The 12,184-nt window shown below is 67.4% G+C and carries 8 protein-coding genes; 4 read left to right on the forward strand and 4 right to left on the reverse strand.

Annotated elements, in window-relative coordinates; all coding sequences use genetic code 11:
* Window positions 1–21: 21 nt before the first annotated feature.
* The 3 genes from C1707_RS15160 to C1707_RS15170 all read right to left on the reverse strand — a co-directional run bounded on the left by C1707_RS15160 (window position 22) and on the right by C1707_RS15170 (window position 5,435).
* Window positions 22–2,913, reverse strand: coding sequence for a hypothetical protein (locus C1707_RS15160; RefSeq protein ID WP_123170759.1), 2,892 nt, complete (start codon window positions 2,911–2,913; stop codon window positions 22–24).
* Window positions 2,910–3,878 (reverse strand): cell envelope integrity TolA family protein, encoded by a 969-nt coding sequence (locus C1707_RS15165; protein WP_101712140.1) that lies wholly within the window; start codon window positions 3,876–3,878, stop codon window positions 2,910–2,912. Before C1707_RS15165 ends, C1707_RS15160 begins: the two co-directional genes overlap by 4 nt.
* A 534-nt stretch (window positions 3,879–4,412) precedes the next feature.
* Window positions 4,413–5,435, reverse strand: coding sequence for a zinc-binding alcohol dehydrogenase family protein (locus C1707_RS15170; protein ID WP_101712141.1), 1,023 nt, complete (start codon window positions 5,433–5,435; stop codon window positions 4,413–4,415).
* Window positions 5,436–5,532: 97 nt separating this feature from the next.
* Between C1707_RS15170 and C1707_RS15175 the strand changes: the two genes are divergently transcribed.
* The 4 genes from C1707_RS15175 to C1707_RS15190 all read left to right on the forward strand — a co-directional run bounded on the left by C1707_RS15175 (window position 5,533) and on the right by C1707_RS15190 (window position 10,106).
* Entirely contained in the window at window positions 5,533–5,922 is a 390-nt protein-coding gene (locus C1707_RS15175) for a winged helix-turn-helix transcriptional regulator (protein ID WP_101712142.1), read from the forward strand.
* Between the two features lie 393 nt (window positions 5,923–6,315).
* Entirely contained in the window at window positions 6,316–8,073 is a 1,758-nt protein-coding gene (locus tag C1707_RS15180) for an ABC transporter permease (protein WP_101712143.1), read from the forward strand.
* Between the two features lie 12 nt (window positions 8,074–8,085).
* Window positions 8,086–9,396: an ABC transporter ATP-binding protein gene (locus C1707_RS15185; RefSeq protein WP_101712144.1), complete on the forward strand. Its 1,311-nt coding sequence runs from the start codon at window positions 8,086–8,088 to the stop codon at window positions 9,394–9,396.
* A 17-nt stretch (window positions 9,397–9,413) separates the two neighbouring features.
* Entirely contained in the window at window positions 9,414–10,106 is a 693-nt protein-coding gene (locus tag C1707_RS15190) for a hypothetical protein (protein ID WP_101712145.1), read from the forward strand.
* A 207-nt stretch (window positions 10,107–10,313) separates the two neighbouring features.
* Here C1707_RS15190 and C1707_RS15195 read toward each other — a convergent pair whose 3' ends face one another.
* The gene (locus C1707_RS15195; RefSeq protein WP_205686760.1) at window positions 10,314–12,137 is read right to left on the reverse strand and encodes a histidine kinase famiy protein; all 1,824 of its coding nucleotides are present in this window, start codon (window positions 12,135–12,137) and stop codon (window positions 10,314–10,316) included.
* Window positions 12,138–12,184 lie beyond the last annotated feature (47 nt).

Consider the following 12,184-nt stretch of genomic DNA (forward strand, 5'->3'; position numbering starts at 1 on the left):
GGGAAGGACGGGTCGGCCAGTTCAACTATCGAGTCGATTTTGGCGCCAAGTCCTGTAGGGCCGGAAGGCAACACTTCTTGTGTATCTTCCCGCCAACGCAGGCGCACGGGTCGACTTCGGTCTTCTCGCCGGGATCCTTAATGTCGTGTTCCTGGAGGTGCGCCAACGGCAGCAAATGGCGCTATGCAGGCTACCTGCAGAGGTAGCCGCGATAGGCCCCGGTTCGGGGGGCGGATCATCCAGACCCCAGGAGTTCGGCTTGTCTCCGCTGGCATAGGTCCGCACGAAGACACCCGCGACCAGCTGGGTGGTAAAGGCCTTCGCCGGTTCCCCTACGAACTCCCACCGTCCGGCGCCGCCGCGCTCGACGCTCATCGAGCTCCTTACGCCACTGGCGAAGTCGTAGCGCAAGGTCGCGCCGGGCGCCGTCCAGCAGGTGGTGTAGAGCAGCTTTCCGTCCTGATCCAGGACCTCGTAGCCGGCCAGATTGCGGTGGCTCCACTGGAAAAGGTCCGGCGAGTCCGCCGCCAGGGTCAGCTTGTAGGGCTTGGCCGCGTTCTGGCGGCCGACCGCCAGCATGTAGATGCCGTCCTTGGGCAGGATGCCGTTCAGGCTGGTCATGTCGACGCCGTCGGCCTTCAGCATCTCGTCGCCCTCGGGCGTGTAAAGGGTGATGGCGTGGCCGCCTGCGCCGGGAGCGCCCGCCCTCGCCTGGAACACCGAGCCGGACTCGCCGATGAAGGCGTAGAGATCGACCGCCGCCCCGACCTTGCCGGCCGGTCGCTGCACCGACTTGCCGACCTCGGCCAGCAGCACGCCCGGCGGCGGGGTGAACTTCGGCATCGATGGAAGCGCGGGCGGGGCGGGAGGCTTGGCCGGCGGGCCGTTCTCCGCGACCTCGGGCTTGGCGGCGAGAGGCGGCTTCGGCGCCTCGGCCATGACGGGCTTAGGCGGATCCTTGGGGCGCAGGTCGCTCTCAACCAGCATGCGGTACGGCGTCTGGCGCGGCTTGTCGGCCGAGGTCACTTGGATCAAGTAGTCGCCGGCCGCCGGAGCCTTCCACTTCAGGGCGGGGCTGGCGCCGAAAGTGTCGGTGATCAACGTGCTCTGCATGTCGAGTACGCCGACGCGCAAGGGCTTTTGGGCGTCGCTGATCGCGATGGACACCGTCTCGCCGGCCCTAACGTTGATCTTGTAGGTCTCGCGCGCCGAGGACTTGTCCTCGTCAGTGGCGTCGATGTCGCTTTCGGCCACCTTGGGCAGGTCCAGCGGAATGCGAGCGCCGAAGGCGGTTGGCGTCCAGGGCGGAATGACCGCGCGCAGCGGATCGCGCGCTGGGCCGTCGTCCGGCTGCGGCGCCGCCAGGGCCGGACGGCGCAGGGCCGCCTTCACCGCCGGATCGGCCAGCAGGATCTTGATGTTGGCGCTGAACGCGTCCTGGGTCAGGTACAGAAGGCCGCCAGATCCTTTCTTGCGATCGACGCCCTGCTGGGTGGTCAGGCGGGCGAGTTCGGCCCCGGTGGCGCGGTCGCGCGCTACCCAGTCGATGCTCATGGCCACCTTGCCGGCGACCGTGTCGAAATTGGCCAGGCCCCAGTTGAGGATGCAGGCCTGGAAGTTGGTGATCCGCGCCTCGGCCGACAGCGATACGGGCGCGACGCCGTGCGGGGTCTTGGCCATGCTTCCCACGACCTGGAAGCCGGCGGCCCGCAGGTCGTCGCGCAGTCGGGCGTCCAGCGCGCCGGACTCGATGGCGCGGCGCATCTCGGAGGGCTGGACGGGCTCCTTGCTGGTGCAGAAGTCCGCTGCGCCGATCTGGCCGCCGGCCTGGGCCTCGAGGGGCGCGGCCACGACCCAGCGCAGGGCCACCGGGCCATTGGGACCGTTCGTGGGGGCGGATGCGGTCGTGGTCGGAGCGCTCGGCGCGCCGGGCGTCGCCGTCTCGCTGTAGGGCCGCCGGTCGGTGTCGATCTTCAGCCGGTAGGGCGCAATCTGCGGACTGCTCGACGCCCAGAGGCTGACGATGTGGGTTCCGGCCGTCTTGGCCGACGCCGACAAATGCCGCTCTGGGGTCTTGTAGTCGGTCGAGGCGAGGTACTTGTTCTTGGGGTCGGTGACGGAAATGACGATCTTCGCGGCTGCGTCCTGCATGTCGAGCCGCAGGGTCTCGCCCGCCTCTAGCGGGACGGCGAAATACTCCCGGGCGTAGCCGTGGAGCATGTCGAGATCGCTCTCGATGACGCGCGGCGCGGTGACCGATAGAGGCGTCTTGTCGCTCACCCGACGCCAGGGCGGTAGGACCAGCAGGGCCGGATCGCGCGGCTGGACGGTGTCGGGCCGGGCCGAGGCCAGCAGCGGACGGCCTGCCGCCGCCCGGAACGCAGGATTGGCCGCCAGGGCCTTGGCGTTGGCCATGAAGGCCTCGTCGACCAGGCCGGCTAGCCCGCCGGTTCCGCCGGTGCGCTCGGCCGCCTCGCGCGTCGACAGCTTGCCGATCTCGGCGCCGGTGGCGCGGTCGGTCAGGGTCCATTCGACGGCGACCTCGGCCTTGCCGGTGATCTTGTCGATCTTGCCAAAGCCGTAGTCGGGCAGGCAGGCGTCGGCCAGAGTGATACGGGCCACGCCCGAGACCTCGACGGCCGCCGAACCCGAGGTGTTGATCATCACCCCGGCGCCGCTCAACGCCTCGCGCAGGCGCGTGTCGCTGTCGTTGCTGGTGAGGGCGCGGCGCATCTCCGAGGCCGATAGCGGGCCCTGCTTGATGCAGATCGCGCCGCCCTTCAGCAACGAGGTCACCTGCTGGTCGGCGGATGCGGCGGTCATGGGCCGCAGAGCGATGGTCAGGAGCTGGGCCTGCGCGGACGTAGCCAGGGCCAGGCCGGCGGCGGCGCTCAGCAGCGCGACGCGGCTCATTGAGCGCTGCCCTGCTTCCGGCGCGCCTTGAGGAAGGCTTCGAGGTCGGCTTTGGCCTTGGCGTCGGCCTGGACCTGCTTGGCGGCAAGCTCGACCTTTTTCTTAGCCTCTTCGGCCAAGGTCTTCTTGACCTGCTCGTCCCACGCCTTGCCGGCGTCGCGCAGTGACGTGTCGACGGGCTGAACCGTGGCGCCGCTCTTGTCGTTGGGATTACCCGGGCCGCCGGCGGTCCCGGTTACCTTGGCGGGCGCCGTCTTGGCGTTCAGCTCTGGAGGACGCCAGTCGACGAATTTCACGATGTTGTAGTTGCGGCTGTACTGCCAGCGATCGCGCTTGGCGCGCGCCGCGGTCTCGGTCCCGAACGCGTCGCACCCGCCTGAGCCGTTGCCGTTGAAGGGTGAATAGCCAGGTACCACCGTGTCCGTGCCGACCTGGCGATGGAACATCATTCCGACATCGCCGCTGAGCGGATACTTGGCGCCGGGTACGAGAAAGGGCTCGAACACAATCATCGCCAGGGGACGGCCAATTCCGCCGCCGGTCTCCAGGGTGCACAGCAGCCACTGGTCCGGACCGACAGGCTTCGGCGCGCCAGGGTCGGGCACGGGCTTGAAACCCTTTGGCCAAGGGATGGTCTCGGCGGCGACGTAACCGGATTTGATGCGCGCCTGTTCAGCGGCTTCCTGCGTGTCGCCGCGATAGCATCGAATGTTCGTGTAGCCGGTGCCGGGCAGCAGCCGCTCCCCGGTCTTCGACTCGAAGTAATTGTAGACGTGGTAGCCGGTCGTCTTCTGGACAGGGACGTAGCCGGAAGCCGCTCCCGACTTGAATAGCACGCAGGCCATATAGGCCACCCGGTCGATGGACGTGAGCGCGGGCTGGCTTTGCGCCAGCGTTGCCTCGGGGGCGCCCCCCGCGAGCGCCGCCGCCACCATGATCGGCGCGACCAGTTTCTGGTTTCGCATTGTTTCCCCACCAAGCTCCACCCCGTCGCGCAACTGAGCGCGGGTCGGATGAACGTCAGGTGTACGGCGAACGCAGATCGCCGGACAATCACGCCGCCGCACGCGCAGGTGCGCTAAAGTCCCCTAACGGGGATTTGGGTAATGGAGCGATCTTTTCTTTCGGCACGACGGGTTCTTGAAGCAATCGCCTGATCGCCTTGGCTTGATAGGTTGGACGGTGGTGGGCGTAGTGGGGTCCCCGCGTCTTGACGCTCGTGCTCAGGCAGCCGGCCGCCAGCCACATTGTCGGCACCGCCATCCATCGGCCAGGTGGGGCGGTGCCTTCACGCTCGTTGTCGATGCGCTGCGCTATCGCAGCACTAGTGGGGCGGCTGCTGAACGTCCGGTTCTGGGCTGGGTCCTAGAGTCTGCTGATGGCGCAGCCTAGCCCGCGATGTTGATGTGGCTCGCCGCCGACTAGGGTGATCGCCCAACCCAGCGCGGGGAGCACAAGGTTCGAAGAGTACGGGCCTGCGGCTCGCGTATCATCGCCGTTCAGGTTGGACCAAAACCTTCCAGGACCACCTTCCCCTTCGCGCGGCCGCTCTCGATCAGCGCATGCGCCGCTTTAAGGTTGGCCGCATTGATGGGCGACAGGGTCTGGGTCAAGGTCGTGCGAATGCGGCCGGCGTCGACAAGCCTCGAGACCTCGTTCAGCAGCCGGCCCTGCTCAGCCATATCGGCCGTTTCGAAGATCGAGCGGGTGAACATCAATTCCCAGTGGATCGAGACGGCTTTGCGCTTGAAGCCCACAACGTCCAGCAGGGCCGGATCGTCGATCAGGCCAAAGCGGCCCTGAGGCGCGATGAGCGTCTGGATGTCATCCAGATGCTGGTCGGTATGGGTGGTGGAAAAGACGAAGGCGGGCGCCCCGATCCCCAGGGCCTGGATTTGCCTGGCCAGAGGCTGGCCATGATCGAGCACGTGGTGGGCGCCGAGACCCTTGATCCACTCTTGGGTGTCTGCTCGCGACGCCGTGGCGATCACCACCAGGTCGGTCAGGGCGCGGATCAGCTGAATTGCGATCGACCCCACGCCGCCCGCGCCGCCGATGATCAGCACGGCATTGGCCGCGCCGGGGACGGGTCGGCGGATGTCGATCCGGTCAAACAGCATTTCCCAGGCCGTGATCGCGGTGAGGGGCAGGGCGGCGGCTTCGGCGTTGCTGAGCGTCTTGGGCTTTCGCCCGACGATCCGGGCGTCGACAAGATGGAACTGGCTGTTGGCCCCCTGCCGCGTGATCGACCCGGCGTAGAACACCTCATCGCCGATGGCGAAGCCCTCGACCCGCGGCCCGACTTCGACGATCTTGCCCACGGCGTCCCAGCCCAGGACCTTCCAGTCGTCGTTCGTGGGCGCCGCGCTGGCGCGGACCTTGGTGTCGACCGGGTTGACTGACACGGCCGCCACCTCGACCAGCAGGTCATGGCCGGTGGCGACCGGCCGATCGAGCACGATATCCTGGAGCGCGTCGGGCCGATCAAGCGCGCCGGGGATCTTGTAGCCAATAGCCTTCATGGCGGAGCTCCGTGTTGCGGTGCTCGATAGGTGCAGCTACTCTCTGAAAACTGCAATACTGACAACAATCGCATATAGTATCAAAAAGGATACTAATATGGCCAAGGTGCGCCATTCCCGCTTCGACTGCACGCCGGGGTGTTCGGTGGAGGCCGCGATCGGGCTGATCGATGGCAAGTGGAAGGCCATCATCCTCTGGCACCTGCTGGCCGGAACGCTGCGCTTCAACGAAATCCGGCGGCAGGTTCAAAGCTGCACGCCGCGGATGCTGACCAATCAACTCCGCGAGCTGGAGGACGACGGGCTGATCACGCGCAAGGTCTATGCGCAGGTCCCGCCGAAGGTCGAGTATTCGCTATCGGAGCTTGGCCTGAGCATGGCCCCGATCCTTCGCTCTCTGAAAGCGTGGGGCGACGCCAATATCGGCCTCTATGGGAAGCCCCTTGGCCACGACCCGCGTGACCTCCAACCGGGTGGATCGGCCTAGCCGCGCTACTTGATCACTCAACCTTGTGTCCCGAGAGGCTCGTCCGAGCGCATCAAGGGTGACGATATCTTCGCTCGGTTAGAGGCCGCAGGAAGCGCTTGGCGAGCAGCCTCTTGAAGGTCCGGTTTTCGGGGTTAGGCCAAGATCCGCTCCTGGCGCACGGCTCACCTTTCACCTCGTCATCGAGATCAGCTTGACAACGCCGTTCGACAGGCGCATCCCGCCGCCGCGTTCGTTGCTGCAATGCAGCGGTGGCGCTCTCAACGGAAACCAAAACCCCATGCCCAGCGACAGTCACAGTCGATCCATCCCGCCGCGAAAGGCGTCACGCTAGGGGTTTAACGGGCTCCTTGCTGGCGGCCGGTCGCGGCCACAGTCACAAGGTGAAGCCCCATGGTTTTCCTCTCCGGAGACCTCAAGGCCGCGCGCCCGCTCGCGCGCTTCCTCCGCGCTGGAACTGTCCCTTCATGGGCGGATCTGGTCGCCTTCGTCCTGCTCGCCGCCGCCGCCGTTCTGGTCTTGCGCGGCGCCGAGGACATGAGTCAGCCCCTGGCGGCCCTGCACGCCGTCCCCGTAACCCTGGATCCCGCGCGCCTGCCCGAATATGCCCTGCGCACGACGCTGCGGATGTTCCTGGCCCTGGCCGCCTCGCTCGTCTTCACGTTCACGGTCGCCACTCTGGCCGCCAAGAGCCGCAAGGCGGAGCTGCTGATCGTGCCCGCCCTCGACATCCTGCAGTCGGTGCCGATCCTGGGCTTTTTGACCTTCACGGTCACCTTCTTCATGGGCCTGTTCCCCGGCCGTCAGTTGGGCGTGGAGTGCGCGGCGATCTTTGCGATCTTCACCAGCCAGGCCTGGAACATGGCCTTCAGCTTCTACCAGTCGCTGCGGGCCATCCCGGCCGACCTGGACGAGGTCAGCCGCCAGTTCGGCTTCTCGCCCTGGCGGCGGTTCACGCGGCTGGAGCTGCCGTTCGCCACGCCCAGCCTGGTCTGGAACGTGATGATGTCGATGTTGGGCGGCTGGTTCTTCGTCGTCGCGTCCGAGGCCATCACCGTGGGCGACACCACCGTCACCCTGCCGGGCATCGGCTCCTGGCTGTCGGTGGCGATCGCTCGTCAGGACATGAAGGCCGTCGCCACCGGCGTCGCGGCCATGGCCGTGGTCATCGTCCTGTACGACCAGCTGGTCTTCCGCCCCGTCGTGGCTTGGGCCGACAAGTTCCGCTTCGAGCAGACCGCCAGCCAGCAGCGCCCGGCCTCGTGGCTCTACGACCTGCTGCGCCGCGCGGCCTGGACGCGGTCGCTGGCCCGGCTGCTGGCCGATCTGTCGCGGACCGTCTCGAGCCTGCGATCGCCGGTCCGCCTGCCCAGCCTGCGGATGCCCCCGCCTCACCCGGCCTTCGGGCGGGCGATGGACGTGCTCTGGATGGCGCTGGTCGCCATGACCCTGGCCGGCGGCGTCTGGCTGACGTGGTCGTTCCTCAGCGCCCGCCTGTCTTTCGGCGACCTCGGCGAGGTATCGTTGCTGGGCCTGGCGACTCTGGTCCGAGTCGTGGTGCTGATCGCGCTGGCCACGCTGATCTGGGTCCCGCTCGGCGTCTGGATCGGCCTGCGCCCGGCCTGGGCCGAGCGCCTGCAGCCGATCGCCCAGTTCCTGGCGGCCTTCCCGGCCAATGTGATGTTCCCGTTCGCGGTGGCGGCCATCGTCGCCCTGCATCTCAACCCCAACATTTGGCTCTCGCCGCTGATGGTGCTGGGGACCCAGTGGTACATCCTGTTCAACGTCATCGCCGGGGCCAGCGCCATCCCCAGCGACCTGAAGGAAGCCGCCGGCATGTTCGGCCTCAAGGGCTGGCAGTGGTGGCGGCAGGTCGCGATCCCGGGAATCTTTCCCTACTACGTGACCGGCGCCCTCACCGCCTCGGGCGGATCGTGGAACGCCAGCATCGTCGCCGAGGCGGTCAGCTGGGGCCATGAACACCTCGAGGCGGCCGGCCTGGGCGCCTACATCGCCAAGGCCACCAGCGCCGGCGACAGCGCCCGCGTCGCCCTGGGCGTGGCCGTCATGTCCGTCTTCGTCATCACCTTCAATCGCGTGCTCTGGCGGCCGATGTACCGCTTCGCCGAGCGCCGCCTGCGTCTGGCCTAGGGAGTCCTCGCCATGACCCACTTCACCCACGTCACCGACACCCGCCTGGTCGAAGCCAAGGGCGTGCGTCACCTGTACGGCAAGGCCGAGGGCGCCAACCTGCTGGTGCTCGACAATGTCGACCTGACCCTTTGCGAGAATGAGATCGTTGGCCTGCTGGGCCGCTCGGGATCGGGCAAGTCGACCCTGCTGCGCTCAATCGCCGGCCTGATCAAGCCGACCGAGGGCCAGATCGTCTTCCCGCCGCGCCCCGACGGCCCGACCCGCGTCAGCATGGTGTTCCAGAGCTTCGCGCTCTTTCCCTGGCTGACCGTGCTGCAGAACGTCGAGGTCGGGCTGGAGGCCAAGGGCGTGCGCGCCGACGAGCGCCGCAAGCGCGCCTTGGCGGCCATCGACCTGATCGGCCTGGACGGCTTCGAGAACGCCTATCCCAAGGAGCTGTCGGGCGGCATGCGCCAACGGGTCGGCCTGGCCCGCGCGCTGGTGGTCGATCCCTCGATCCTGCTGATGGACGAGCCCTTCTCGGCCCTGGACGTGCTGACTGCCGAGACCCTGCGCACCGACCTGCTCGACCTGTGGAGCGAGGGCCGGATGCCGATCAAGTCGATCCTGATGGTCACCCACAACATCGAGGAGGCCGTGCTGATGTGCGACCGCATCCTGGTGTTCTCGTCCAATCCGGGCCGGGTGGTCCAGGCGATCAGGGTCGACCTGCCCCAGCCGCGCAATCGCCAGGACCCGGCCTTCCGCGACCTGGTCGAGCGGATCTACGCCCAGATGACCCGGCCCGACCAGGCGGCGGCCGCGCGCGACGGCGTCTTTCCCGGCATGGGCCTTGGCATGGTGCTGCCGCGCGTCTCGACCAACGTCATGGCCGGCCTGATCGAGGCGGTGCATGCCGCCCCGTTCGATGGCCAGGCGCCGATGTCCGACCTCGCCCAGGACCTGCAATACGAAGCCGACGAGTTGTTCCCGGTCGCCGAGACGCTGCAGCTGCTGCGGCTGGCCGAGCTGCGTGAGGGCGACCTGGTGCTGGCCGCCACCGCCCGCCGCTACGCCGAGGCTGAGGTCGACGCGCGCAAGGCGATCTTCGCCCAGCAGCTGCTGGCCCACGTACCCCTGGCCGCCCATGTGCGCCGGGTGCTGGACGACCGGCCCAGCCACAGTGCGCCCGCCAGCCGGTTCCGCGACGAGCTGGAGGACTTCATGTCGCCCGACTACGCCGACCAGACCCTGCGGGCGGTGACCAACTGGAGCCGTTACGCCGAAGTCTTCTCCTATGACGAGGGCGCTGACAGGTTCTGGCTGGAAGACGCCGTCTAGGATCCCTGGGGAGGGCCATGACCTTGAAACTCGCCTTCCTGGGCGCGGCCATCGCCGCGTCTAGCGTTCTAGTCGCGGCTGAGGCCCATGCATCCGGAAATGAGCACGTCGTCGATGACGCCGCAGTCGAGACACCGGGCGTTTGCCATCTGGAGACCTGGACCACTCGGTTTTCGCAACGGCAAGGCCTGCTCAATCTCTCGCCGGCCTGCACGCGCAAGGCCTGGCCCCGGCTGGAGATCGGCGGCGGGTTGCAGCGCGTCTGGAACGACGGCGCCGTCGAGACAACGGTGGGGCCGGCCTTGAAGCTCAACATCTTGCCGGAGGAGCGGGGCATCGGGCTTGGCCTGGCGGGCACGGCGGGCTACGGCGTGCGCGCGGGCCGTCTCGACACCGCCAGCCTGATCGCGCCGATGACGATCCCTGTCGGCCAGAAGGTGCGGATCAACTTGAACGCGGGGTGGAGCTATGTCCGCGCCGACACGAAGTCTCATGCGGCCTTTGTCGGCGCCCAGGCCGAATGGACGTTGGCGCGGAACCTGACCTTGATGGCTGAGACCTTCCAACGAGAGGGGAGCGATGCCGGTGCTCAGTTCGGTATGCGTTGGAACCCGGGCGGGGGGCGAATTGACCTTGATCTCGTTGCAGGACGCCGGATCGATGGCGCCAGGCCGCGCGCGATCTCCCTGGGACTGACCGTCCGACGGTGAGTGTCGGAGAGCGCTTAGTATGATGGCGAACGTCTAGGTTTTGGAGGCGAGCCAGCGTCAGCTCTTGGCGCAGGCAGGGCTCTGACGGACCGGGTAGGAGCTGCGGAATGGTGCCCACGGCCTCGGTCTAGTTCTTCGTTGAAGGTGGGCGCCGGTACGAGGATCTCAGCAACCGGTTCCGCACCCGTAGGACATGCCCGCTATAGATTATGCTTCGGCGGACCCGAAATCGGACGGCGTCCGACGCGGCGAAGGTTCAGTCTGGGCCAGCGCCTGGCGAACGCGATCCAGAAGCTCGACCCGCCGATAAGGCTTGCCGATCACGTCGAGCGAGGGTCGCGCCGGCCCTTCGACCAGGAGATCCTCGTTGTAGCCCGTGGTCAGCAGCACCGGCAGCTCCGGCCGCAGGCGCCGGACCTCCTCGGCGAGCACGATACCATTGCGTCCGCCCGGCATGACGATATCGCTGAAGAGCAGGTCGAAGGTTTCGGGCGCGGATGAGAAGATCGCCAAGCCCTCGTCGCCCGACGAGGCCGTAGTCACCTGGTAGCCGGCGCTGGCCAGGATTTCGCGCGCCAGCGCCTGGACCTCGGGATTGTCCTCGACCAGGAGGATCCGCGCGCCATCGGCGGCAACCTCGATCGGCCCAGGCGCGGGCGAGGCGGCGGGCGGGGCCGGCACGCGCGGCGTGGCTTCAGGGGCGACCGGGAAGATCAGGCGGATCAGCGCGCCCTGTCCGGGTTCGCTTTCGATCTCGAGCCGGCCGCGCGATTGCTGCACGAAGCCGTGCGCCATGGCCAGGCCAAGGCCCGTGCCCTTGCCCACGCCCTTGGTGGTGAAGAACGGCTCCATGGCCCGCTCGAGCACGTGGCGCGGCATGCCCTCGCCTTCATCCCGCACCTCGACGGCCACGTAGTCACCGCTGGGCAGTTGCCGAGCCGCGGCGTCGCCGTTGAGATGCAGACTCTTCGTCGTGATCGTCACCACCCCACCGCCGGGCATGGCGTCGCGGGCGTTGATGACGATGTTAAGCAAGGCCATCTCGAAATGGTCGGCGTCGAGCAACACCGCGGGCAATCGTCGCCGCAGGTTCAGCTGCACGTCGATCTGGGAGCCGAGCGTGCTCTCCATCAACTCCCCGAAGTTTATGATCAGCTCGGACAGGTTGACGGCCGTCGGTTCCAGCCGGGTTTTGCGGGCAAACGCCAGCAGCTGGCGCGTGAGCTTGGCCCCGCGCTCCGCCGCCGATCGGGCCGCATCGATGTAGCGAAGGCTCCGGTTGTCCAGCGGGCGCGAGGCCAGGAGCTCGAGGTTGCCGTTGACCACCTGCAGAAGGTTGTTGAAGTCGTGGGCCAAGCCGGCCGTCAGCTGGCCGATGGCCTCCATCTTCTGGGATTGCCGGTAGGCCTGCTCGCTGTTGCGGCGGCGGCTGACGTCGAGCTGGCTGGCGAAGAAATAGAGAAGCTCGCCGGACGTGTCGTAGACCGGGCCGATGAACACCGCGTTCCAGAAGGGACTGCCGTCGCGCTTGTAGTTGAGGATCTCGAGCGAGATCGCATCGGCCTTGGCCACCGCCTCGCGCATTTCGGCGATCGCCTCGCGGTCGGAGCCGGGCCCCTGCAGGAAGCGGCAGTTGCGGCCGAGGATTTCCGCCTCCTCGTAGCCGGTCAGATCCAGGAAGGCCTTGTTGGCAAAGACGATCGGATTGTCCGGCTTGTTGGGATCGGTCAGGATCATCGGCATCCGGGTCATCTCGACCGCGGCGAAGAAGACCCCGCCCCGTTCATTCAGGTCCGGACGCGTGATGGTGCTTTCTCGCCAATGGCGCCGGCCGGCGGCGCCGAGGGGCTCGGAAGGGCCATCGTCCAAGGTTCCGTTGGCCGGGACGCCGCGGCTCTGGCCGCCGCCTTCGATATCTTCGGGCAGGTCTGGGCGGCTGTGATCGTCGTCGGCGGTCAAGGCAGATTTCCAAGCGGTGCAATGGTGGCCTGCACCAACGCGCGTTCTGGGCTCTGGTTCGCCTTGGCCCAAGCTTTGCGTTGCTGAAGCCTGACTTCGACGGCGACCGGAACTCACGC

It is taken from the genome of Caulobacter flavus (assembly GCF_003722335.1).
In the GTDB taxonomy this organism is placed as follows: Bacteria; Pseudomonadota; Alphaproteobacteria; order Caulobacterales; family Caulobacteraceae; genus Caulobacter; species Caulobacter flavus.

What these genes read in the sequence shown, in the direction of transcription:
- C1707_RS15180 (WP_101712143.1), top strand. Translation starts at nt 6,316, where the DNA reads ATGGTTTTCCTCTCCGGAGACCTCAAGGCCGCGCGCCCGCTCGCGCGC.
- C1707_RS15165 (WP_101712140.1), bottom strand. Translation starts at nt 3,878, where the DNA reads ATGCGAAACCAGAAACTGGTCGCGCCGATCATGGTGGCGGCGGCGCTC.
- C1707_RS15160 (WP_123170759.1), bottom strand. Translation starts at nt 2,913, where the DNA reads ATGAGCCGCGTCGCGCTGCTGAGCGCCGCCGCCGGCCTGGCCCTGGCT.
- C1707_RS15190 (WP_101712145.1), top strand. Translation starts at nt 9,414, where the DNA reads ATGACCTTGAAACTCGCCTTCCTGGGCGCGGCCATCGCCGCGTCTAGC.
- C1707_RS15185 (WP_101712144.1), top strand. Translation starts at nt 8,086, where the DNA reads ATGACCCACTTCACCCACGTCACCGACACCCGCCTGGTCGAAGCCAAG.
- C1707_RS15170 (WP_101712141.1), bottom strand. Translation starts at nt 5,435, where the DNA reads ATGAAGGCTATTGGCTACAAGATCCCCGGCGCGCTTGATCGGCCCGAC.
- C1707_RS15175 (WP_101712142.1), top strand. Translation starts at nt 5,533, where the DNA reads ATGGCCAAGGTGCGCCATTCCCGCTTCGACTGCACGCCGGGGTGTTCG.